Below are 23,275 nucleotides of genomic sequence, written 5' to 3' on the forward strand. Positions count from 1 at the left end.
GGATGACAACACAAGAACATACAAAGAGTGATTTTCCCGGAGAGATACATGAAATACCCGGCGGTGGTATTGTTCTCAGTAAACTGGATGATGTCATCAATTGGGCACGTTCCAATTCTTTATGGCCACTTACGTTTGCCACCAGTTGTTGCGGTATTGAAATGATGAGTACCGCTGGTGCTAAATACGATTTTTCCCGTTTTGGTTTTGAAGTAGCACGTGCCACACCACGCCAGGCCGATGTGATTATCATAGCAGGAACCATTGTAAATAAAATGGCACCCGTTTTAAAACGTTTGTACGATCAAATGGCCGAACCAAAATATGTAATTGCAATGGGTGCCTGCGCTATTAGCGGAGGACCTTTCTTTTATAACACGTACTCAGTTGTAAAAGGTGCGGATCATGTGATACCTGTTGATGTGTATGTGGCAGGTTGCCCCCCCCGCCCTGAAGCATTGTTACATGCATTGATATCGTTGCAGGAAAAGATCAAGAGTGGTTTAACAAGAGAACAAATAAAGGAAGGAAAAGAAAATATATGACGAACGAAGAATTAAAGACCAGTATCACAGCACTTCTTCCTTCCGCAACGATAGAAGAAGCTGGCGAATTTCTTACCATTAATATTGAATTGGCCGATTGGGCATCAGTTGCTCAACAACTGCGAAACAACGATACATTACAGTTTAATTTTCTTTTCTGTTTAACATGTGTTGATTGGAAAACACACCTCACAATGGTTTACCATTTGCGTTCAACCATTCATCGTCATGAGATAGTTGTAAAATCAAAACTCGACAGAGCAAATCCTGAGATAGAAACAGTAAGTCATATTTGGCGCACGGCAGAGTTTCACGAACGTGAAGTATATGAATTGTTTGGTGTGAAATTCCTGAACCATCCCGATCTGCGTTTATTGATATTACCCGATGGATGGGAAGGCAAACGGCCCTTGCTGAAAGATTTTGAAGATCCGATTAACATGATCAGACTATAATTTATGTTTGAAGAAGTAGGCACAACAACGGAAGGCGATTTAATTATCAACGTAGGCCCACAGCACCCTGCCACACATGGCGTATTGCATTTGGTGATTACGTTAAATGGGGAAACCATAAAGAACATTGAACCACATCTCGGTTATATTCATCGTTCCATTGAGAAGATGTGCGAAAGCCTTACATACCGCCAGTTCATTTATGTAACAAGCCGCATGGATTATCTCTCTGCCCACATCAACAATCATGCATGTGCCATGTGTGTGGAGAAAGGTTTGCAATTAGAAATTCCTCCACGTGCACAAGTGATTCGTGTGTTGATGGATGAATTAACACGCATTGCTTCACATGAATTATGGTGGGGAGCAATGGCAATGGATCTCGGGGCCTTCACTCCTTTCTTTCATGCGTTTCGTGAACGGGAAAGTATTAACGATATTATGGAAGAAACATGCGGCGCACGACTCACCATGAACTATATGGTGCCCGGTGGTGTAATGCATGATCTTCATCCCAACTTTCAAAAAAGAGTAAAAGATTTTCTTCAACTATATAAAAGTAAAATTCACGAGTACGATGAGCTGGTAACAGGTAATGTTATTTTCCAGAATCGTATGAAAGGCGTGGGCATCATTTCGCCTGAAGATGTGATCTCTTACGGCTGCACGGGACCGGTAGCAAGAGGAAGTGGCGTAAGCAGCGATGTACGTAAACTTTATCCTTATGAAATTTACGATAAGCTGGAATTTGATGAAGTATTAGAAACCGGTTGCGATTCATTTGCACGTTACATGGTAAGAGTTCGTGAAATGCAACAATCAGTACACATTGTTGAACAATTGATCGATAATATTCCTGAAGGTGATTTCCAGGCAAAAACAAAAGCCGTACTAAAATTACCTAAGGGCGAATTTTATAGTAAAGCAGAAACAGCACGTGGCGAGTTAGGTGTTTATATTGTAAGTGAAGGTGGCACTACACCTTATCGCATTAAGTTTCGTTCACCGGGTTTCTCTAACCTGTCTGTATTAAACAGAATGGTGAAGGGTGGAAAAATTGGTGACCTTATTGCCGCAATGGGAACGTTGGATTTGGTGATACCCGATATTGACAGGTAAAACCTTCCCGACCTTTCCTGAAAGGGAGGCCAGCAACGCACGGGCTAAGTTGTCAAATAGTTGGATGAATAAATAACCAACTGTACAAGAGTGCGACGCAAGGGAAGACGATTAGAACTAATACAGATGACTAAATAAAAATAAATGTGGAGCTTAAGTAACATAGCAGCAAACATTGATCAATGGCTCAACGCAGAGTTGGGTGCAACATGGGCATTGGTAATTGAGATGGTGATTGCAGGAGTGGCAGCAATAGGTTTGTTTGCTGTACTTGGATTGGTACTAGTTATTATGGAACGAAAAGTATCGGCATGGATGCAGATACGACTTGGACCAAACCGTGTGGGACCTAAAGGCGTGTTTCAATCATTAGCAGACACGTTGAAATTATTAGTGAAAGAAGGAATGACCCCGGGTGGTGCTGATAAACTACTCTTTAACGTTGCACCGTTCGTCGCCATGATTGTTGCAATGCTTTTACTTGCTCCTATTGCATTTGCAAAAGATTTTCAACTGTGGGATTTAAATATCGGCATCTTATATATTTCGGCGGTATCATCCATTTCTGTTATTAGTATATTAATGGCAGGTTGGGCAAGCAACAACAAATATTCCTTGCTTGGTGCCATGCGTAGTGGCGCACAAATCGTAAGTTACGAATTATCGGCCGGGCTTGCAGTACTTGCCATCATTGTGTTAACTGGAAGTTTGCGTGTGAGTGATATCATCAATGCACAAGCTGATGGTTGGTGGATCTTTAAAGGACATATTCCTGCTATTATTTCCTTCATCATTTTCATTATTGCAGTTACGGCAGAAACAAACCGTGCTCCTTTTGATATGGCCGAAGCAGAAAGTGAATTGACTGCGGGCTTTCATACAGAATATTCAGGAATGAAATTCGCCTTGTTCTTTCTTGCAGAATATGTGAACGTTTTTATTGTTTGCGCTCTTGGTGCAACACTTTTCTTTGGAGGATGGATGCCTTTTCACATCGGCAACTGGGAAGCCTTTAATCGTGTGATGGATTTTATTCCATCAAGTATCTGGTTTTTTGGCAAAACGTTCTTTTTAATATTTGTGATCATGTGGTTCCGCTGGACATTTCCACGCTTGCGTATTGATCAGTTATTGAACCTGGAGTGGAAATATTTATTACCCATCAGCATGTTCAACCTGCTGCTGGTAACACTGATCGCTATTATGGGTTGGCATTTTTAAAGTAGTATTATGTTTTTAAAACAATACATAAAAGACATCTGGGGTGCAGTGAAATCACTGGCAACAGGTATGAAGCGTACCGGCTATTATTTCACACATCACAAAGAAATTATTACAGAGCAATATCCCGATAACCGGGACACACTGGTATTGCCCGAACGCTTTAAAGGCGAAGTGGTGATGATTCATGATGAAAACAATGAGCATGCATGTACCGGTTGTACCGCTTGTGAATTGGCTTGTCCGAATGCAACTATCAAGATCATAACCAAGTTTGATGTGGATGCTGAAACGGGTAAGAAGAAAAAAGCAATCGACACATTTGTGTATCATCTTGAATTATGCACCATGTGTAATTTATGCGTAGAAGCTTGTCCAACTGGTGCAATTAAAATGGCGCAAACATTTGAGCATAGTGTGTTCGACAGAAGTCAGCTGACCAAAACACTAAATAAACCCGGATCCAAGATCAGGGAAGGCGTGGAATAATTCAATATGTTTTATAACAAACTGAAATGACTGCATCACAAATACTTTTTTATCTCATCTCTGCTTTTATACTGAGCATGGGTATTTTATCCGTTACCACTAAGAAGATCTTCCGATCGGCTATATGGCTCTTATTTTCTTTGGTGGGCATCGCCGGTCTTTATTTCTGGATGGATGTACAGTTTATTGCAGCAGTACAAATTGTAGTGTACGTAGGCGGTATTGTTGTCCTTATTATCTTTTCCATTTTTCTGACTCAACAATCAGGTAAAGAAATGCCGAAGGCACCATTGGCAAGAACTATTGCAAGTGTTGTGGCGGTATTGTTTGGTTTTGCCTTTACTTATTTACTTATCGACCAATATGGATTTATCGGCATCGACCAGCCTTTTAACAATGATGTTGCACGCATTGGTAATGCAATGCTCAATACCCGCCAAAGTGGTTATGCTTTACCGTTTGAAGTAGTGAGTATGTTGTTATTGGCCGCCATGGTTGGTTGCATTGTTATTGCATTAAAAACAAAACCTGAAGAAAAATGAACGACGTTCCGTTAACACATATTTTATTCGTGAGCACAGCGCTGTTCTTTATTGGTATGTATGGTTTGTTTACCAGGCGAAACATGATCACTATGCTCATGTCCATTGAATTAATGCTCAATAGTATTAATATCAATTTTGTCGCCTTCAATAAATATTTGTATCCCGAAAAATTAGACGGCATCTTCTTTACCATTTTTATTATTACGATTGCTGCTGCCGAAGCAGCTGTAGCAATTGCCATCATCATCAATCTCTACCGCAGTCATAAATCAATTGATGTGGAAGATGCAACTGAACTGAAATACTAAGCCATGAACTACTCATCATACATCCCATTAATTCCTCTCCTGCCGCTGGTGGCTTTTGTACTGCTGGGTATGTTTGGCAGGAAATATATGAACCAATCAGCAGGTATTATTGGCACGGGATTGCTGTTGATCTCAACTGTACTTTCCATTTACACTGCTTACCAGTATTTTTTTGTTGACGGAAAAGTGGGTGATGCCTATCAAACCATCACTGCTTTTAAATTCACATGGCTTACATTCTCTGAAAATGTGTCGATCGATATGGGTATCATCCTTGATCCTATTTCGGTAATGATGCTGGTAGTGGTAACATTTGTTTCACTGATGGTTCACATCTTCAGCCTGGGTTATATGAAAGGAGAAGAACGTTTTGCCACTTACTATGCATTCCTTGGCTTGTTTACATTTTCGATGTTGGGACTGGTAGTATCATCCAACTTATTCCAGATATATATGTTCTGGGAATTGGTAGGTGCATCTTCTTATTTACTCATCGGTTATTATTTCCAGAAACCATCTGCAGTAGCTGCATCCAAAAAAGCATTCATTGTAACACGTTTTGCTGATCTTGGTTTTCTCATCGGCATTTTAGTACTGGCATTTTATGGTGAAAGTTTAGACTTCAATACTATCATACAAAATTTAACGGCCCAGCAATCTTCACAATTTGTTGCGATCACTTCTGCATCATTCATTGGTATCTCTGCATTAACATGGGGATTGGTAATGGTGTTTATGGGCGGTGCAGGCAAGAGTGCAATGTTTCCTTTGCATATCTGGTTGCCTGATGCGATGGAAGGTCCAACACCTGTGTCGGCTTTGATCCATGCGGCCACAATGGTGGTGGCAGGTGTTTATTTAGTTGCAAGATTATTTCCGCTGTTCGCCATTAATGAAGAAGCATTATCTATTGTTACAATTGTCGGTTTGATCTCTGCATTATTTGCAGCAGTGATCGCTTGTACACAAACAGATATCAAACGTGTACTTGCCTACTCCACCATGAGCCAGATCGGTTATATGATGTTTGCATTAGGTGTAAGTGGCACAGGTGGCGAAAATGGGTTAGGTTATACAGCGTCTATGTTCCATTTGTTTACTCATGCGTTCTTCAAATCATTATTGTTCCTTGGTGCAGGTGCTGTGATTCATTTAGTGCACAGCAACGATATGAAAGACATGGGCGGTTTGCGCAAATACATGCCCATTACACATATCAGTTTCTTAATTGCCTGTTTGGCTATTGCAGGTGTGCCTCCATTTGCAGGATTCTTCAGTAAAGAAGAAATTCTGTTGGCCGCTTATAATGCAAGCATGCCTGTTTATATCATTGCTTTGCTTACATCGGGCTTAACTGCATTTTATATGTTCCGTTTGTATTTCTCAATTTTCTGGAACAAAGAAACTGAAGTGCACAACCATCACGGGGAAGGAACTTTTTCGATGAAACTTCCACTGATGATTCTAGCTGTTTGCACACTTGCGGCAGGCTTCCTTCCGTTTGGTGAATTTGTTTCTGCCGATGGTAAAGCACTGGAATCGCATTTTCATTTAAGTTTTTCTATTGCACCTGTGGCGCTTGGTTTTGCAGGTATTTTATTAGCCATGCTGATGTATAAAAAAGAAAACAACAAACCACAACAGGTGGCAACTGCATTGGGCGGTTTGTATAAAGCGGCCTACAAGAAATTTTATATTGATGAATTATACCTCTTCATCACCAAGAAGATCGTCTTCAATTTTATTGGCCGGCCAGCAGCCTGGATCGATCGCAACATTGTTGATGGCTTGATGAATGGTATTGCAATCGGCACAGGAAAAATTTCGGCACTTATTAAAAATCTGCAATCAGGTAAAATACAGAACTACATCTTGTATTTCTTTGGCGGACTGGCTGCATTCTTAATCATATTTATTTACTTCTGGAAACCATAATATGAACCTCACGTTACTACTCGTATTGCCACTTGTATTTTCATTGCTCCTGTTAGTAGTGAAAGGACAGAAACAGGTACGTCTTGTTGCTCTCGTTGCTGCTGTTGTACAATTAGGTGCCGGTTTGTTTCTGTTGATGCAGTTCCTTGCAGAGCGTGCAACCAACGATGCGGCTTTTTTGTTTGAACAGAATCATACCTGGTACAAAGCACTTAACATTGGTTACCATGTTGGGGTTGATGGTATTTCAGTTGCGATGATTTTATTAACTGCCTTTGTAGTAGTTGCAGGCGTGTTGGTTTCATGGAAACAGCAGACGATGTACAAAGAATTTTTCTTCCTCCTGCTCTTTTTAAGCTTAGGCGCATACGGTTTCTTTATTTCACTCGATCTTTTTACGATGTTCTTCTTCCTGGAAGTTGCTGTGATCCCGAAATTTTTATTGATAGGTATATGGGGAAGTGGCAAAAAAGAATACAGCGCATTAAAACTGGCATTGATGCTGATGGCCGGCTCTGCTTTGGTATTTGTAGGATTATCGGGTTTGTATTTTAATACAAGCATCAATGGCGTTCATTCATTTGATGTGTTAGAAATTTCCAAACAGAATATTTCACCTGCACTACAAAACTTATTCTTCCCATTTGCATTTATTGGCTTTGGAATCTTTACTGCGTTATTCCCTTTTCATACATGGGTACCCGATGGTCACTCAAGTGCACCAACAGCTGCATCCATGTTTCTCGCAGGTATTTCGATGAAGCTTGGCGGTTATGGTTGCTTACGTGTTGCCACCTGGTTAATGCCTGACGCTGCTGAACATTATTCAACGATCATTATTATTCTGGCATGTATTGCCATTTTATATGGCGCATTCGCTACTATGATGCAGACCGATCTGAAATACATCAACGCCTATTCATCCGTGAGTCATTGTGGTTTTGTGTTGCTGGGTATTGGTATGTTAACCAAAACTTCCATCAATGGTGCAGTATTGCAAATGGTGAGTCATGGTTTAATGACAGCGCTTTTCTTCGCTGTAATCGGCATGATTTACGAACGCACACATACAAGACAGGTTGCACAACTTGGCGGACTTTTAAAAGTAATGCCATTCATTTCTTCTGTGTTTGTAATAGCTGGTTTATGTTCACTTGGATTGCCAGGATTAAGTGGTTTTGTTGCAGAGATGACAGTGTTCATGGGAAGCTGGCAACGTGCCGGTGCATTCTACCACATAGCCACAATTATTGCCTGCGCTTCAATTGTAGTAACGGCAGTTTATATTTTGAGAGCTGTTGGTTCATCGATTATGGGACCAATGAAAAACAATGAACACTTACAATTAAGTGATGCAGGCTGGAATGAAAAAACAGCAGCCATTGTTTTATTAGTTGGAATATTAATGATGGGGATCGTACCATTTTGGTTAACTGATCTTATTAACCCCGGTACAGAAGTAATTATACAAAAGCTAGGATCGATAAAGTAAAACGAAGCAATGAGTAATTTTTTTATTTTGATGCAACAGGAATTGCTGTTAACAGCAATCATCTTTATTCTTCTATTCATGAAGCTGAGTACAGTTGAATGGAAGACCAAAAGCGTTTTGCCGGTTATAAATGTTTTACTGACTATCAACCTTCTGGCGGGAATTTTTATCAAAGGTGATGGAAGCTTATTTGGTGATATGTTTCAGCAAACAGAACTGTTGCGGCTCGAAAAGAATATTCTCAACCTCGGCACACTTCTAATCTCTCTGCAAGCGTATAATTGGTTATTGAAACACAATCATGCAACAGAATTTTATTTGCTGATGCTATCCACCTTATTGGGTATGTTCTTTATGCTGAGCAGCAATAACCTCTTAATGTTTTATGTGGGATTAGAACTTGCAAGTATTCCCTTGGCAGCATTAGCCAATTTTGATTTGGAAAAACGCCGTTCATCGGAAGCAGCGATGAAGTATATCATGTCATCAGCATTTGCATCGGGTTTATTATTGTTTGGCATATCGACGATGTATGGCGTTACCGGCACAGTTAACTTTGCGGAGTTACAAGCAGCCACATCTGATCAACCATTATTCTTATTTTCATTCATACTCATTCTCGCAGGCTTTGGTTTTAAAATATCAGCCGTGCCTTTTCACTTATGGACGGCCGATGTCTATGAAGGATCTCCCATTGCAGTTACATCGTATTTATCAGTGATCTCTAAAGGCAGTATGATCTTTGCAATGACTACCGTTCTGTTCAACGTCTTTGATCAACTGATATTCCATTGGTATAATATTATTGCCGTGTTAGCAGTTTTATCCATGATCGTTGGTAATCTCTTCGCCATTCGTCAGCAAAATGTAAAACGATTCCTTGCTTTCTCATCCATTTCGCAGGTAGGTTTTATCCTGATTGGTGTTACAGGTGCAAGTGCTATCGGACAGAGTTCCGTAATTTATTTTGTCCTTGTGTACATCTTCTCCAATCTTGCAGCGTTTGGCGTGTTGAGTTTAGTGAGTTCAGAAAAAGGAAAAGAAACCATTGATGATTTCAAAGGTTTTTACAAGACTAATCCATTGCTCACATGGATATTGGCCATTGCTTTGTTTTCATTGGCGGGTATTCCACCCACTGCCGGCTTCTTTGGTAAATTCTTTTTGATACTGGCAGGTGCGGGTAAAAATAATTATCCTTTGATCACAATCGCAGCGTTGAACATGGTGGTATCGTTGTATTATTATTTACGCATCATCAAGGCAATGTTCATGGACGCAAATGAAACGCCGATTGAAAAAGTGGAGATGACCTGGGCACCAAAACTCTCAATGGCCATTTGTGTTGCGGGCATTGTAGTTACCGGTATCATGAGTGGTGCTTATGAATACATTCATTCACTGCTGAAATAATTTGTTGCGGTTTCCTGTAACCAGAAACAAGAAACCTAAAACTATAAACTGATTTTATGGCTATCAATAAAAATCATGAATTCGAAGATTTAGATGGTGTTAAATGCGCCATTGTTGAAAAGAATGCATCCAACGAGCGTGTCGCATTTTTGAAAGAGCTACTTGAATTCAATCGCTATAAAGTAATTGTTGTTCCTTCACCACCGCCAAAGGCAGCGCCTGCACCAAAACCTGTTGAGGGCGAAGCACCGGCAGCACCTGCTGAAGTTCCCCCTCCTCCATCAACATTTACCGTTGGTGTTACGGATGTCAGGTTCAATCCCACAAATGCAATCTTCGGTCGTTTATTGAAAACAAAAGATAATCATGTTGTAACCCTTGCGTATTGGCAACAGGAAGAAACAAAAAGCAGTGATAATATTCCTTATTTTTCGCTTGACGAAAACAGTCATCAATGGAAGTAAAGAATTTATTTGATCAGCAGGCTTATGAGGAGATCATTGTGCGCCTGCAAAACTTATCATCAGCAAGTGAACGCCAATGGGGAAAGATGACAGCAGCACAAATGCTGGCACATTGTAAGGAAGCATACAAAGTTCCGCTCACAAGCAAAACATTAAAACGACTACCCATCAGTTATATCGGTTGGATATTCCGACCTGTTTTATATAACTCAAGACCTTACCGCAGAAGTTTACCGACTGCACCAAACTTCATTATAAAAGACGATCGGAATTTTGAAAACGAAAAAGCAGAGATGCTTTCTATCGTTAAAGCATTTCATGAAAGAGGCGCCAGCGGCATTGGCGATAAAATGCATCCTACGTTTGGACGTATGACAGCCGAGCAATGGGGCAAGAGTATGTGGAAACATCTTGATCATCATCTCAGGCAATTTGGTGTTTAACAGGTATAACTTACCTTGCAACAACAACCATCACAACCAAATCTACACTTATGCCGCAAAAGCAACTTTCGGAAATGACCGAAGAGGAATTAAAGAAAAATATAAAGATGATGACCATTGCAGTAACCGTTATCATCGTTTCCATCATTATCATGTTAATTTCTGCAGTGTACACTTATACTAAAAAAGGATTTACTGCTACAGCGGTGTTACCATTTGCGTTTCTTCCTATTGCCATCATCAACTTAATGAATTTAAAAAAGATCAGGGCTGAGTTAGATTCGAGAAAGAAATAATCGATCAGTAAACATTAAAAAAACAAAGGGAGCTTCTTTCGAAACTCCCTTTTTTCTATTCATATGGGTCAATTCCTTATAGCCCTTTTAATGTTTCAAGACGCTCCCACCTACTCACTTTTGCATCTTGTGCCTGTTCCATAAAGCGTGCAGCCAATGCAGGATCTTTTGCCTTGATGATATTAAAACGATTTTCATGATACATAAACTCACTTAAATCAATTGATGGATCTTTTGAATCAACAACAAAGCGCTGACCTCTTGGCTTCATTGGATTATAGTGGAACAATGGCCAGTAACCACTCTTCACTGCAAAATCTTGTTCTTCTGCTCCATGCGCCATATCAATACCATGTGCAATACAATGACTGTAGGCAATGATCAACGATGGACCAGGATAAGCCTCTGCTTCAAGTATTGTTCTGATGGTATGCATATCATTTCCACCCATTGCTATTTGTGCAACATAAGCTGTACCATGTGCAATGGCTTGTAATGCCAGATCTTTTTTACCAGTTGTTTTACCATTCACACTAAACTTCGCACTTGAGCCTAATGGAGTTGATTTTGATTTTTGTCCACCCGTGTTGCTGTACACTTCGGTATCCAATACCATAATGTTTACATTTTCACCGGTGCTGAGGATATGATCTAAACCACCATAACCAATATCATAAGCCCACCCGTCACCACCAACGATCCAGATCGATTTTTCTTCTAAGAAATCTGCAAGGTGGAAGAGATTCAATGCTGCCATGGAACGTTCATGACCTAAACGATGTTTCAGTTCTTTCACCAGCTCATGTTTCTCTGCAAGTTCCGCTTCAGTTGTGCCGTTGTTGTTAATGATCTTATCAACCAAATCTTCACCGATCATGGGACGCAATTCATCGAGCAATTGCAAAGCCATTTCTTTCTTCTTATTGCTTGCCATGCTGAGGCCTAAGCCAAACTCGGCATTATCTTCAAACAAACTGTTTGCCCATGCCGGACCAACTCCTTCTTTATTTTTTGTCCAAGGTGTAGTTGGTAAGTTACCCCCGAAGATGGATGAACAACCTGTTGCATTGGCAACGATCATTCGCTCACCAAACAATTGTGTTAAGAGTTTAATGTAAGGTGTTTCACCACAACCGGCACATGCACCACTGAACTCAAACAATGGCTGGAAGAATTGTGAACCTTTCACTGTATTCTTGTTCACTCTTGTACGATCTACTTCAGGCAGCGTTAAGAAATAATCCCAGTTTTCTTTTTCCTGTTCCTGGATATCTGTTTTATCCATCATGTTGATGGCTTTATGACCAGCATCTGTTTTGCTTGTTATCGGGCAGAACTCAACACACAATGTACAACCGGTACAATCTTCTGTTGATACCTGCAAAGTATATGCTTCTGTTTCTTTGTTCCACTCTTTACCGATCGGATCAACATGCTTCCATCCACCCGGTGCATCAGCAAGCAATGCTTTATCATACACTTTCGGACGAATAGCTGCATGCGGACAAATCATGAAACATTTACCGCACTGTGTACACAACGATGTATCCCACACAGGAACTGCATCTGCAATATTGCGTTTCTCCCACTTGGTTGTTCCGCTTGGGAAAGTACCATCAACAGGAAATGCACTCACAGGTAACTCATCACCTTCTCCTGCAATAATTTTACCCAACACTTCTTTTACAAATTCAGGCGCTTCACTTGGTACTGCAGCATCAATCGGTCTGTTACCAATTGCATATTTTGAATAATCTACTTCGTATAAATTAGCAAGTGTTTTATCAACCGCATCGTAGTTCTTTTGTACAACCGCTTCACCTTTTTTCCAGTAGCTATCGTAAATCGCTTCTTTAATTTTTGCAATCGCTTCTTCACGTGGTAACACATTGCTGATGGCGAAGAAACAGGTTTGCAGAATAGTGTTGATGCGGTTGCCCATGCCGGCATCTTTTGCTACCGTATAAGCGTTAATGGCATAGAATTTTAATTGCTTGTGTACGATCTCTTCCTGGATTTTCTTCGGCAATTTCTCCCACAACTCTTCTTGTTCGTAAGGTGCATTCAACAGGAATACTGCTCCCGGTTCTGCATCTTTTAAAATATCGTACTTGGTTAAATAGTTGAAGTGATGACAGGCCACAAAGTTTGCAGACTGAACTAAGTAAGTTGACTGAATTGGATTTTTACCAAAACGTAAATGCGATACCGTTAATGATCCTGATTTTTTTGAATCATACACGAAGTAACCCTGCACGTGATCGTTGGTTTTATCGCCAATGATCTTGATGGAATTTTTGTTGGCACTCACTGTACCATCGGCACCTAAACCAAAGAACAAACCACGGAACTGGTGTTGCTCTTCCAGGTTAAAAGTTTTATCGTATTCTAAACTTGTATGCGTAACATCATCATCAATACCAATCGTAAAGTGATTTTTCGGATGTTCTTTTTTCAACTCACGGAACACAGTCTTCACCATGGCAGGAGTAAACTCTTTGCTCGATAAACCATATCGTCCGCCAATAACATGTGCATGATGATTTTCCTGTGCTTCGTTCAATGCATTCACCACATTCATGTACAAGGGTTCGCCAATACCGTTTGGTTCTTTACAACGATCGAGCACTGCAATACTCACCACACTCTTTGGCAATGCATCCATAAATGCTTCCACATCTAACGGACGGAACAAACGCACAACGATCATACCCACGTGTGAACCATGTTCATTCAAATAATCAACGGTTTCTTTTACAGCACCTGCACCAGAACCCATCAATACAATTACACGATCGGGATGTGCATGACCATAGTATTCATACAATTTATATTTACGTCCGGTTAGTACTGCAAATTCATCCATTACTGTTTGCACAGTAGATGGCACCAATGCATGATACGTGTTTGCAGCTTCCCTGTTTTGAAAATATACATCGGGGTTTTGTGCAGTACCACGTATAAAAGGATTGTTAGGATTTAATGCACGGCTGCGATGCGCATAAATGGCATCCATATCCATCATGCGTTCAATAATTTCATCAGGGATCACTTCAACTTCATTCAACTCATGCGAAGTACGGAAGCCATCAAAAATATTGAGGAAAGGAACTCTTGAACGTAAGGTAGATGCCTGTGCAATCAACGCCATATCCATTACTTCCTGCGGATTGTTGCCGAACAACATTGCAAAACCAGTTGAACGCACCGCCATCACATCACTATGATCGCCAAAGATCGAAAGCGCATGTGTTGCCAAACTACGTGCAGCAATATGAAATACCGTTGGCGTTAACTCACCGGCAATTTTAAACATGTTGGGAATCATGAGCAGCAAACCCTGCGATGCTGTAAAAGTTGATGCTAATGCACCACCCTGCAATGCACCATGTATGGCACCTGCAGCGCCTGCTTCACTTTGCATTTCCATAATGCGTGGCACTGTGCCGAAAATATTTTTCATGCCTTTGGCACTCCATTCATCGGCCCACTCGCCCATTGTTGAAGAGGGAGTAATAGGATAAATAGCGCACACTTCATTGCACTTATAGGCAATGTAAGCGGCCGCTTCGTTGCCATCCATTACTTCGTAAACAGCTTTGTTTTTTTCTAACGGGTCTGCAGTTACTGCAAGGTTGGTTGTTGCTTCCATTGATTTACTATTTGAAGCAACGAAATTACCCGACCAAAAAACGGCTATGCATGACCATCATCAGCCGAAAAGCTAATTGATATGAGGAAAGGCAGGTTTTTGTGGCGGGCTGCATATATAATGGCATCAACTGTTGCGTCGCACACTTCGTGGTTCTGTTTTCATGGCAGCCTTGTGAGCAGCGGTGCGGTTAGTTATGCCATACTTGTGCCGGTTGCTAAAACTAATTCGTATTCTTTTAAGCATGGCATACCTATGTTGGGCAATGTAATATAACCAGCAGGGAAATACTGCTGCCGTTTTTGCGTCGCCTGACCAACAACTTTTGTTGCAGATGAATTTTTTTTTCTTGGAAAGGGAGTAGTCGGAATTTAAACTTGTGATCACAAATAGCGCCCGCAAGCTGACTTCGGTACTCAATACTCCACATCTCGTAAATCTTCCGTATCTCTTGCTACGGGCACACCTTTGGGATCTAAGATCATGGCTTCCTGTATGGGTGTTTCGCCCAACCGATCGCCACTGGCAATCAGCTTATATCCATTTTCATATTCGGTATAATAACCACAGGGAAAAGCAGAATAGCCATCGGGCAACAGCACTCTTTTTTGCTGTTGAAATCCCCAACCAATTACTTTCTGATGCCGAATGAAAGTATTGAACGCTTCGTTGAATGTCATAGATGAAAAAATGTTTGTCAGTTTAAGTACAGCTTGAATTCTATCGGTCTTTTTGTTTGACGCTAATATAAAAATAATCTGATGGCATTCGCATCCATAGTAATATTGCAGGACCTTACAAAAAGACATCATCATGTTTCAACCGATACAGGAACGCTGTGCAGCATTAGTAAAAAACTTTAAAGAGATTCCTGCAGAACGTAAACAACTGCTGGAGAAAGTTGCAGACTATATCAAAGCTAAACGTGCTGCCAATGAAACCATTAACCTCATTTATGTTTGTACGCATAACTCACGCCGTAGTCATTTAGGGCAAGTGTGGGCTTCAGTTTCAGCAGCTTATTATGGTATTGATAATGTTTCTACTTTTTCAGGTGGCACTGAAGCAACGGCGTTTAACCCAAATGCTATTGCAGCGTTAACAACGGCAGGTTTTCGCATCAATAAAAAAGATGAAAGCAATAATCCTGTGTATGAAGTATTTTTTGCTGACGATAAATTCACAACCTGTTTTTCGAAAATGTATAGCCACGAAGCAAACCCCACGCAGAATTTTGCAGCCATCATGACCTGCTCCGATGCTGAAGATAATTGCCCGTTCATTCCTGGTTGTGATCTCCGTATTGGCACTACTTACAACGACCCAAAAGCTTTTGACAATACTATTCTTCAAAACGAAAAATATACCGAACGCAGCAACCAGATAGCGATGGAATGTTTGTATGTGTTTTCGAAAGTGGTTGAATAAAAAATTATCGTTGCAGAAGTTGAAATAACAATGCTGCTATCACTGCACCGAGGATAGGACCGGCAACAGGTATCCAGCTATAACTCCAGTTGCTGTTTCGCTTTACACCCAACGGCAAAAGAAAATGCATAATGCGTGGACCAAGATCACGTGCAGGATTAATGGCATAACCGGTTGGCCCGCCTAAACTCACACCAATACCAAGTACTAATAATGCAACAGGTAATGCATCTAACGATCCTAGACTATTTCCGGGTGAACTCATGAGCAACACGCCGAGCATTAAAACAAATGTGCCGATTGCTTCAGTTGCCATATTGAAAAACACATTAGGTATAGCTGGCGAATTGCAGAACACTGCCAGCTTTGCTTCCACATCGTCTGTTGCATCGAAATGTTGTTTGTAAGCCAGCCACATTAAAGAAGAGCCGGTCATGGCACCAAGAAATTGTGCGGCTATATAAGAAGGCACATTTGCCCATTCAAACTTACCGATGCTTGCAAGACCTATTGTAATTGCCGGATTCAAATGTGCTCCGCTAATGTTTGCACTGCTGTACACACCAACAAACACCGCCACTGCCCAACCAAATGCAATAACAATTAATCCACTGTTGTGGCCTTTTGTTTTACTAAGCAACACATTTGCAACAACACTGTTACCTAATAACAACAATAGCATGGAACCGATGTATTCTGCAAGAAAGGGAGACATATGGAAAGCAGTTTATAGTTTTTGGTTTATGGTTTTGGGCTAAAAACAACCGTTCAACTTTATTTATTTACTATGGTTTTGCTATGTGATTATCTTTGACTTTCACAACCACAAACAAGAAACCATAAACAAGAAACAGTTATCTCAACACATACCCCTCCGCCACTTTATAAAAGTCTTTCAGCTGCTGTTCTTTCCACTGTTCGTCTTCATTTAATTCTTTCATCATGATATCAGCAACCAGTGGTGCAGCAGCGATGGCAGCTTTTGCATCAAGGATCAATGCTCTTGTTCTTCTACTCAATACATCTTCCACCGTCATCGCCATTTCATTACCTACTGCCCAAAAAACTTCTGCTACCGTATAAGGAAGATCAGGATGTATCAATTGCGAATAACCTTGGTGTTGTAAGTAACGAATTGCCGCAGCATCACTTCCATAATAATGCAGCGGATCTTCAAAATCAACCTTCTTCATCCAGCCATGCAGTTTCATGGTTTCCGTCTGGCAACGGGTATAAGCAAGTCCACCTTCGTAATGCGCTTTTAAAATTACTTCCTGCGCCATTTTGCGATAGGTTGTCCATTTGCCACCGCTTACGTTGATCATGCCGCCTTTCGATACCCATATAGTATGATCACGGGGAAGCACAGCTGTTTTTTTCTGCCCGGGTATCTTCACCAAAGGACGTAATCCTGCAAACACACTTTTTACATCGCTGCGTTGCAAGCCTGTTTGTACATATCGTTTAAAGTGGTTGATAACAAATTCCACTTCTTCTTCCAATGCCTTTGGTTCTATCTCGGCAGTTTCCACACTTGTATCGGTTGTGCCAATAATTACTTTACTGTGAAACGGAACAGCAAACAATACTCGACCATCATCGGTACGTGGAATAAACAATGCCTGGTCGCCGGGAAAAAATTTTTTATCAACAACAATATGAATTCCCTGCGATGGTGATATTGATTTTTCCAATCCATCATCATCCATCCGCAATACATCATCTACAAACACACCGGTAGCATTTACCACCACCGTTCCTCTTGCTTCATATTCATCACCTGTTAAACAATCTTTGATGTGCACACCTTTTACTCTGCCAAGATCATGTTTCAAGCCTGTGACTTTGCAATAGTTGAGCACCGTTGCGCTTACATCGGCCGCAGTTAATGCAAGCGAAATACATAAACGTGCATCATCAAACTGGCCATCGAAATAAGCTACGCCCCCGCTGAGTTTTTTTCCATCGAGCCCTTTAATATAGGTCTGTGTTTTTTTGATCGATAGAATTTCACTCGGACCTAAACTCAACTTAGCCGATAAAAAATTATATACTTTCAAACCCAAACCGTAATACAGTTTCTCCCACCAACGATAAGCAGGTAATACAAGTTTAAGCGGATGTGCAATATGTGGTGCATTTTTCAGCAACAAACCACGTTCACGCAAAGCATCACGCACCAAACGAAAATTTCCCTGTTGCATGTAACGCACACCACCATGTATCAATTTGGTTGAACGGCTTGAAGTTCCTTTTCCAAAATCGTATTGCTCCAGTAAAAGTGTTTTATAACCACGGGCAGCAGCATCCACTGCGGCACCAAGCCCGGTAGCACCACCACCAATAATGATGATATCCCACAGATCGGTGGTCTTTAATTGTTGTATTTGTTGCGAACGATTCAAGAATTAGTTTATCGTTTTTTGTTTGTAGTTGACCTTTCGGACTTTGCAATATTACTCAATGATGTTGAAGGTTGAACAACAATAGAAGCTGTTTCTGGTTTTAGTTTTTTGTTTATAGTTATTAATTCAGCACCAACAACATGTCTCAACCTGGTTGGCCTTTGAAGAACTATAAACTAAAAATTCTGCGCTGCCTTCACTGCTTTCAACCATCCTGCGTACAGTGCAATGCGTTTGTCTTCGTCCAGTGTTGGTTCAAACCGGCGATCTACTTTCCATTGCTGCTGAATTTCATCGATGCTGCTCCAATAACCGGTTGCAAGTCCGGCAAGATAAGCTGCGCCTAATGCCGTTGTTTCTGTTACCTTCGGACGAACTACGGCCGTGTGCAAAATATCGCTTTGAAATTGTAACAAACCATTGTTGATGGTAGCACCACCATCAACTCTTAATTCGGCAATTGAAATACCAGCATCAGCTTCCATTGCTTTCAATACATCAGCTGTTTGGTATGCAATACTGTCGAGTGCTGCTTTGGCAATATGTGCTGCGGTTGTTCCTCTCGTTATACCCACCATGGTTCCTCTTGCATGTTGGTTCCAATACGGCGCACCTAAACCTGTGAAAGCCGGAACAACATATACACCCTCGCTATCATTCACTTTTGCTGCCAGTTTTTCTACATCACCCGATGAACGGATGATACCCAATCCATCACGCAACCATTGCACCACTGCACCTGCAATAAACACACTGCCTTCCAATGCATATTCCGTTTTACCATTGATCTTCCATGCAACTGTTGTTAAGAGGTTATTGCGTGAGATCACTGCTTTGTCGCCGGTATTCATCAACATAAAACAACCGGTACCATAAGTATTCTTTACCATTCCTTCTTTGGTACACATTTGACCGAACAATGCACTTTGTTGATCGCCTGCAATACCCGCAATAGGGATATTAGTAGCCGTTAGTATGTTTTGCGTTACACCAAATACTTCGCTGCTGCTGCGTATCTGCGGCAACATGTTACCGGGTATGTTGAATATTTTTTCAAGTTCTCCATCCCATTGCAGCGTATGTAGGTTCATGAGCATGGTTCGGCTTGCATTACTCACATCTGTTGCATGTACCTGACCTTTTGTAAGGTTCCATAACAACCATGTATCGACAGTTCCAAAACATAATTCCCCTTTTTCTGCTTTTGCTCTTGCACCTTCCACCTTATCCAGTATCCATTTTATTTTTGATGCACTGAAGTAAGCATCTACCACCAACCCTGTTCTTTGCTGAATTAAGATGTGCAGATTTTTCCGTTTCAGTTCATCGCAGAAATCAGCTGTTCTTCTATCCTGCCAAACAATGGCATTGTAAATGGGTTTACCTGTGTTGCGATCCCACACCACGGTCGTCTCCCGTTGATTGGTGATACCAATAGCATGTATGTTTTCAGTTGTTAAACCTGCTTTTGTAATCGCTTCTGCAGCTACGCCTAATTGCGTACTCCATATTTCTTCAGGATCATGTTCCACCCAACCGGGCTGCGGAAAAATTTGTTTGAATTCTTTTTGTGCAACAGAAACAATGTTTCCATCATGATCGAACACAATGGCACGACTGCTGGTTGTCCCTTGGTCGAAAGCGAGAATATATTTTTCCATATAACAAGTCGGTTAAAATACAATAACGATCTATTGCTTTACGAACCCTTACTTTTGAAGACTAAAGCAAGGCTAATGCAATTGGTTGAAGTTAAAGATAAACAGTCAGCAAAAGAATTTTTACAGGTTGCTGTGGATTTATATAAAGATGATGCTAATTGGATTCGTCCGTTAGATAAAGATATTGAACAGGTGTTTGATGAAAAGAAGAACAAAGCTTTTCGACATGGTGAAGCGATCCGTTGGATATTAAAAAATGAGGAAGGAAAATTAATTGGTCGCATTGCAGCATTCGTCAACAAACGATACAAATCGAAAGGTGATGACGTGCCGGTTGGTGGCGTTGGTTTTTTTGAATGTATCAACGATCAATCGGCAGCCAACTATTTATTTGATACAGCAAAGCATTGGTTGCTAAACAAAGGCATGGAAGCAATGGACGGCCCCATCAACTTTGGAGAGCGTGATCGCTGGTGGGGTTTGCAGGTAGAAGGTTTTCAACAACCATTGTATTGCATGAATTATAATCTCCCCTACTATCAACAGTTGTTTGAAAATTATGGCTTTGAATTGTTCTTTAACCAATATTGCTATTCACTAAAGGTTAAAGACAAGCTGGATGATAAATTTTATGAACGTCATGATCGTTTAGTAAAAGATCCGAATTACAAAGCCGTTCACATTAAAGTGAGTCAACTCAAAAAGTTTGCAAAAGATTTTTGTACGGTTTATAACAAAGCATGGGCTGGTCATTCCGGTTTAAAACAAATGGAAGAAAAAACAGCTATTGCCATGTTCGAAGCGATGAAGCCCGTAATGGATGAACGCATCAGTTGGTTTACGTATTACAAAGATGAACCTGTTGCCATCTGGCTCAACCTTCCCGATCTAAATCAGTGGTTCATGGAACTGAATGGTCGTTTTGATAGCTGGAGCAAACTAAAATTTCTCTGGGTGAAAGCAACCAAGCGAAATAAAAAATTCACCGGTATTATTTTTGGCATTGTTCCCGAGCATCAGCACAAAGGTGTTGATGCATTTATGATCATTGAAGCTGCAAAAGTGATTCAAGCACCCCTGTTATACGATGATTATGAAATGCAATGGATCGGCGACTTTAATCCACGCATGATGAATGTGGCCGCCAGCCTGGGTACACATATCAGCAGAAGATTAATTACCTATCGTTTCTTATTTGACAGGAAGAAAGAGTTTCAACGACATCCAGTGTTGTAAAAAATTCTTATCATTACTGTTATGAATACCCAGCTATTCGAACAACTCCACGCTGAAGGGCTTTTATCTGACAGCTCCTTACAAAAAATAAAAAACTATAAGGAAAAACCTGTTTCCCTGCACTGGGATATCAAAACTCTTTTATACCTCGGCGTTTTACTTTTAAGTGGTGGGCTTGGTATCCTTATTTACAATAATATCGACAGCATCGGGCATCAAGCCATCTTAATTTTTATTGCGTTGATTTGTGTGTCTGCTTTTGTTTATTGCACAAAAACAAAACTCCCTTTTTCATTTTCTAAAGTAGAATCGCCTAATGTTTACTTTGATTATGTCCTCCTCCTTGCCTGCTTAACCTTCATGAGTTTTATTGCCTACCTGCAATTTCAATACAACGTTTTTGGAACAAAATATGGACTGGCCACTTTTCTACCGATGCTCGTACTATTCTTCTCTGCTTACTATTATGACCATCTCGGCATCCTCAGTTTGGCTGTCGTCAACTTAGCCGCATGGCTGGGCATTACAGTTACACCCTCCGAATTATTAAAAGCAAATGATTTTAACAGCAGCACCATTATCTATACCGGTTTAATGCTGGGCGCATTTCTCGTGGCAGTGGGTTTTATTTCAAAATTGAAAGTCTTCAAACCACACTTTGAATTTACTTACAGCAACTTTGGTACACATCTTCTTTTTATATCGTGCCTGGCAGCAATGTTTCATTTCGACTATATGTACCTGCTCTGGTTCTTACTACTGGTAGTGCTCGCCTTTTTTTTCTATACAAAGTCTATGCAAAACAAATCGTTCTATTTTTTAGTGGTAACGACTTTGTATAGCTACATCGGTTTGGGTTATGTGGTTCTTCAACTGATCGACTCAGTCGACAGTTATGGGCTTACTTCCATCTACCTTGGTTTAATCTACTTTATTGCTTCAGGTATCGGTCTCGTTTTCTTCCTCATCAGTTCTAACAGAAAAATAAAAGCAGCATGATTGCCTATAACAAAACATACCTGCATAATAAAGATGTTCAGGACCAAGCAACTTCTGCGTACGAAAACGACCTGATTGGTTCAGACGAATTGCAACAGGTAAAAGAAAAATACCCGGTTCATTTTTACACACCAAATTTTTTCATCCGCATCGGATTATTCATATTAACCTATCTCGTCGTTTCGTTTTCCTTCAGTCTTTTTTCGGTGATCTTTATGAGTTCTATCGAAAGTGCAATGAAAATTCTCCTGTTGCTTTTTTCATTACTTACGTACGCGGTATTGGAATTTATGGTGGATAATAACAGGCATTATAAATCGGGAGTGGATGATGCACTGTTATTTGCTTCTGCAGGCATGCTGTTAGGTAGTCTTATACTTATCCTTGAATCAGGTGCCTTAACTAATTGTATCCTTACATTCCTCATTTCGTTTTACTGTTCCCTTCGCTTTGCTGACAGATTTATGAGTGTAGTTGCGTCTCTTAGTTTTCTAGGCATTCTTTTTTTCCTGTTTACCGACCATCTCGGCATTTCGAAAGCTATCATACCTTTTGTACTCATGGCTGCTTCTGCCATTGTTTATTTTTTAGTGAGCAGGCTTCAAAAGAAAACCGAATTAAAAAACTATGAGCACTGTTTTACCGTAGTCATCATATCCAGCCTACTCAGTTTTTATGCCGCAGGAAATTATTACGTGGTTCGTGAAGTAAACAATGGTATGTTTCATTTAACCAGTGATGGTTCTTTACCTTTCGGTTGGTTGTTTTGGATATTAACTGTTATTCTGCCCATTGTGTATATTATCAGGGGTATCCAAAATAAAGATGTTATCCTGCTAAGGATCGGCGTATTGCTTATTGCAGCGATGATCTTCACCATCCGTTATTATTATGAAATTCTTCCCATAGAAATTGTGATGACAATTGCAGGATCCGTGCTGCTTACTCTTTCATATATTTTAATCAATTACCTGAAGCAAACCAGATTTGGCTTTACTTACATTGAGCAACCCCAGAAAGAAAAAGATGAAAAGTCGCTGATCGAATCTTTAATTATTGTTGAAACTTTAGGACAGCAAACCAAGGCCGACGACAGTACTAAATTTGGTGGCGGGAGCTTTGGTGGAGGCGGCGCTGGAAGTGACTATTGAATTTCAAATATTTTGCAG

At 40.6% G+C, this 23,275-nt stretch carries 22 protein-coding genes; 17 read left to right on the top strand and 5 right to left on the bottom strand.

The genetic code is table 11. The features are described 5' to 3' along the window. Positions 1-2 precede the first annotated feature (2 nt). The 13 genes from ACO1QW_RS13320 to ACO1QW_RS13380 all read left to right on the top strand — a co-directional run bounded on the left by ACO1QW_RS13320 (position 3) and on the right by ACO1QW_RS13380 (position 10,725). A complete protein-coding gene (locus ACO1QW_RS13320) occupies positions 3-545 on the top strand; it encodes an NADH-quinone oxidoreductase subunit B (RefSeq protein WP_486259279.1) in 543 nt (180 codons plus the stop codon). Next, on the top strand, positions 542-1,000 hold the full coding sequence (locus ACO1QW_RS13325) for an NADH-quinone oxidoreductase subunit C (RefSeq protein ID WP_486259280.1): 459 nt from the start codon (positions 542-544) through the stop codon (positions 998-1,000). The genes ACO1QW_RS13320 and ACO1QW_RS13325 overlap by 4 nt, the downstream gene beginning before the upstream one ends. Before the next feature lie 3 nt (positions 1,001-1,003). Beyond that, the gene (locus tag ACO1QW_RS13330; RefSeq protein WP_486259282.1) at positions 1,004-2,119 is read left to right on the top strand and encodes an NADH-quinone oxidoreductase subunit D; all 1,116 of its coding nucleotides are present in this window, start codon (positions 1,004-1,006) and stop codon (positions 2,117-2,119) included. Positions 2,120-2,263: 144 nt separating this feature from the next. Beyond that, complete coding sequence (nuoH, locus tag ACO1QW_RS13335; protein ID WP_486259284.1) at positions 2,264-3,340, top strand: NADH-quinone oxidoreductase subunit NuoH; 1,077 nt, start codon at positions 2,264-2,266, stop codon at positions 3,338-3,340. 9 nt (positions 3,341-3,349) lie between these two features. Further along, positions 3,350-3,829 carry a 4Fe-4S binding protein gene (locus ACO1QW_RS13340; RefSeq protein ID WP_486259285.1) on the top strand — a complete coding sequence of 160 codons (480 nt, stop codon included), beginning with the start codon at positions 3,350-3,352 and terminating at the stop codon, positions 3,827-3,829. Between the two features lie 26 nt (positions 3,830-3,855). Next, on the top strand, positions 3,856-4,371 hold the full coding sequence (locus tag ACO1QW_RS13345) for an NADH-quinone oxidoreductase subunit J family protein (RefSeq protein ID WP_486259287.1): 516 nt from the start codon (positions 3,856-3,858) through the stop codon (positions 4,369-4,371). After that, complete coding sequence (gene nuoK / locus ACO1QW_RS13350) at positions 4,368-4,682, top strand: NADH-quinone oxidoreductase subunit NuoK (RefSeq protein WP_486259289.1); 315 nt, start codon at positions 4,368-4,370, stop codon at positions 4,680-4,682. Before ACO1QW_RS13345 ends, nuoK begins: the two co-directional genes overlap by 4 nt. 3 nt (positions 4,683-4,685) lie before the next feature. Beyond that, positions 4,686-6,617 (top strand): NADH-quinone oxidoreductase subunit L, encoded by a 1,932-nt coding sequence (gene nuoL, locus ACO1QW_RS13355; RefSeq protein ID WP_486259291.1) that lies wholly within the window; start codon positions 4,686-4,688, stop codon positions 6,615-6,617. A gap of 1 nt (position 6,618) precedes the next feature. Then, positions 6,619-8,109, top strand: a complete 1,491-nt coding sequence (locus tag ACO1QW_RS13360; RefSeq protein WP_486259293.1) for a complex I subunit 4 family protein — start codon at positions 6,619-6,621, stop codon at positions 8,107-8,109. 9 nt (positions 8,110-8,118) lie between these two features. After that, positions 8,119-9,522 carry an NADH-quinone oxidoreductase subunit N gene (locus ACO1QW_RS13365; protein WP_486259295.1) on the top strand — a complete coding sequence of 468 codons (1,404 nt, stop codon included), beginning with the start codon at positions 8,119-8,121 and terminating at the stop codon, positions 9,520-9,522. 56 nt (positions 9,523-9,578) lie between these two features. Then, complete coding sequence (locus tag ACO1QW_RS13370) at positions 9,579-9,986, top strand: hypothetical protein (protein WP_486259297.1); 408 nt, start codon at positions 9,579-9,581, stop codon at positions 9,984-9,986. Next, a complete protein-coding gene (locus tag ACO1QW_RS13375) occupies positions 9,977-10,429 on the top strand; it encodes a DUF1569 domain-containing protein (RefSeq protein WP_486259298.1) in 453 nt (150 codons plus the stop codon). Before ACO1QW_RS13370 ends, ACO1QW_RS13375 begins: the two co-directional genes overlap by 10 nt. Before the next feature lie 50 nt (positions 10,430-10,479). Beyond that, entirely contained in the window at positions 10,480-10,725 is a 246-nt protein-coding gene (locus ACO1QW_RS13380; RefSeq protein ID WP_486259300.1) for a hypothetical protein, read from the top strand. Between the two features lie 76 nt (positions 10,726-10,801). Here the strand turns inward: ACO1QW_RS13380 and nifJ are convergent, their stop codons facing one another. Both nifJ and ACO1QW_RS13390 read right to left on the bottom strand, forming a co-directional pair. After that, positions 10,802-14,377: a pyruvate:ferredoxin (flavodoxin) oxidoreductase gene (nifJ, locus tag ACO1QW_RS13385; RefSeq protein ID WP_486259302.1), complete on the bottom strand. Its 3,576-nt coding sequence runs from the start codon at positions 14,375-14,377 to the stop codon at positions 10,802-10,804. Positions 14,378-14,793: 416 nt separating this feature from the next. Next, positions 14,794-15,057, bottom strand: coding sequence for a hypothetical protein (locus ACO1QW_RS13390; protein WP_486259304.1), 264 nt, complete (start codon positions 15,055-15,057; stop codon positions 14,794-14,796). Between the two features lie 133 nt (positions 15,058-15,190). On the opposite strand from ACO1QW_RS13390, the gene ACO1QW_RS13395 reads away from it, so the two are divergent. After that, positions 15,191-15,805, top strand: coding sequence for a low molecular weight phosphatase family protein (locus tag ACO1QW_RS13395; RefSeq protein WP_486259306.1), 615 nt, complete (start codon positions 15,191-15,193; stop codon positions 15,803-15,805). Between the two features lie 4 nt (positions 15,806-15,809). Here ACO1QW_RS13395 and ACO1QW_RS13400 read toward each other — a convergent pair whose 3' ends face one another. The 3 genes from ACO1QW_RS13400 to glpK form a co-directional block, all read right to left on the bottom strand. Next, positions 15,810-16,520, bottom strand: coding sequence for an MIP/aquaporin family protein (locus tag ACO1QW_RS13400; RefSeq protein WP_486259308.1), 711 nt, complete (start codon positions 16,518-16,520; stop codon positions 15,810-15,812). Positions 16,521-16,659: 139 nt separating this feature from the next. Next, the gene (locus tag ACO1QW_RS13405) at positions 16,660-18,210 is read right to left on the bottom strand and encodes a glycerol-3-phosphate dehydrogenase/oxidase (protein ID WP_486259310.1); all 1,551 of its coding nucleotides are present in this window, start codon (positions 18,208-18,210) and stop codon (positions 16,660-16,662) included. Positions 18,211-18,386: 176 nt separating this feature from the next. Continuing rightward, a complete protein-coding gene (gene glpK, locus ACO1QW_RS13410; protein WP_486259312.1) occupies positions 18,387-19,871 on the bottom strand; it encodes a glycerol kinase GlpK in 1,485 nt (494 codons plus the stop codon). A gap of 75 nt (positions 19,872-19,946) precedes the next feature. On the opposite strand from glpK, the gene ACO1QW_RS13415 reads away from it, so the two are divergent. From ACO1QW_RS13415 to ACO1QW_RS13425, 3 genes are read left to right on the top strand one after another with little or no spacing between them, the layout of a single operon-like run. Beyond that, positions 19,947-21,107: a hypothetical protein gene (locus tag ACO1QW_RS13415; protein ID WP_486259313.1), complete on the top strand. Its 1,161-nt coding sequence runs from the start codon at positions 19,947-19,949 to the stop codon at positions 21,105-21,107. 21 nt (positions 21,108-21,128) lie between these two features. Further along, on the top strand, positions 21,129-22,106 hold the full coding sequence (locus ACO1QW_RS13420) for a DUF2157 domain-containing protein (RefSeq protein WP_486259315.1): 978 nt from the start codon (positions 21,129-21,131) through the stop codon (positions 22,104-22,106). After that, the gene (locus ACO1QW_RS13425) at positions 22,103-23,257 is read left to right on the top strand and encodes a hypothetical protein (RefSeq protein ID WP_486259317.1); all 1,155 of its coding nucleotides are present in this window, start codon (positions 22,103-22,105) and stop codon (positions 23,255-23,257) included. The genes ACO1QW_RS13420 and ACO1QW_RS13425 overlap by 4 nt, the downstream gene beginning before the upstream one ends. Positions 23,258-23,275 lie beyond the last annotated feature (18 nt).

Source organism: Lacibacter sp. (assembly GCF_057361365.1).

Coding starts and splice junctions, on each gene's coding strand:
- ACO1QW_RS13320 (WP_486259279.1), top strand. CDS start 3: ATGACAACACAAGAACATACAAAGAGTGATTTTCCCGGAGAGATACAT.
- ACO1QW_RS13325 (WP_486259280.1), top strand. CDS start 542: ATGACGAACGAAGAATTAAAGACCAGTATCACAGCACTTCTTCCTTCC.
- ACO1QW_RS13330 (WP_486259282.1), top strand. CDS start 1,004: ATGTTTGAAGAAGTAGGCACAACAACGGAAGGCGATTTAATTATCAAC.
- nuoH (WP_486259284.1), top strand. CDS start 2,264: ATGTGGAGCTTAAGTAACATAGCAGCAAACATTGATCAATGGCTCAAC.
- ACO1QW_RS13340 (WP_486259285.1), top strand. CDS start 3,350: ATGTTTTTAAAACAATACATAAAAGACATCTGGGGTGCAGTGAAATCA.
- ACO1QW_RS13345 (WP_486259287.1), top strand. CDS start 3,856: ATGACTGCATCACAAATACTTTTTTATCTCATCTCTGCTTTTATACTG.
- nuoK (WP_486259289.1), top strand. CDS start 4,368: ATGAACGACGTTCCGTTAACACATATTTTATTCGTGAGCACAGCGCTG.
- nuoL (WP_486259291.1), top strand. CDS start 4,686: ATGAACTACTCATCATACATCCCATTAATTCCTCTCCTGCCGCTGGTG.
- ACO1QW_RS13360 (WP_486259293.1), top strand. CDS start 6,619: ATGAACCTCACGTTACTACTCGTATTGCCACTTGTATTTTCATTGCTC.
- ACO1QW_RS13365 (WP_486259295.1), top strand. CDS start 8,119: ATGAGTAATTTTTTTATTTTGATGCAACAGGAATTGCTGTTAACAGCA.
- ACO1QW_RS13370 (WP_486259297.1), top strand. CDS start 9,579: ATGGCTATCAATAAAAATCATGAATTCGAAGATTTAGATGGTGTTAAA.
- ACO1QW_RS13375 (WP_486259298.1), top strand. CDS start 9,977: ATGGAAGTAAAGAATTTATTTGATCAGCAGGCTTATGAGGAGATCATT.
- ACO1QW_RS13380 (WP_486259300.1), top strand. CDS start 10,480: ATGCCGCAAAAGCAACTTTCGGAAATGACCGAAGAGGAATTAAAGAAA.
- nifJ (WP_486259302.1), bottom strand. CDS start 14,377: ATGGAAGCAACAACCAACCTTGCAGTAACTGCAGACCCGTTAGAAAAA.
- ACO1QW_RS13390 (WP_486259304.1), bottom strand. CDS start 15,057: ATGACATTCAACGAAGCGTTCAATACTTTCATTCGGCATCAGAAAGTA.
- ACO1QW_RS13395 (WP_486259306.1), top strand. CDS start 15,191: ATGTTTCAACCGATACAGGAACGCTGTGCAGCATTAGTAAAAAACTTT.
- ACO1QW_RS13400 (WP_486259308.1), bottom strand. CDS start 16,520: ATGTCTCCCTTTCTTGCAGAATACATCGGTTCCATGCTATTGTTGTTA.
- glpK (WP_486259312.1), bottom strand. CDS start 19,871: ATGGAAAAATATATTCTCGCTTTCGACCAAGGGACAACCAGCAGTCGT.
- ACO1QW_RS13415 (WP_486259313.1), top strand. CDS start 19,947: ATGCAATTGGTTGAAGTTAAAGATAAACAGTCAGCAAAAGAATTTTTA.
- ACO1QW_RS13420 (WP_486259315.1), top strand. CDS start 21,129: ATGAATACCCAGCTATTCGAACAACTCCACGCTGAAGGGCTTTTATCT.
- ACO1QW_RS13425 (WP_486259317.1), top strand. CDS start 22,103: ATGATTGCCTATAACAAAACATACCTGCATAATAAAGATGTTCAGGAC.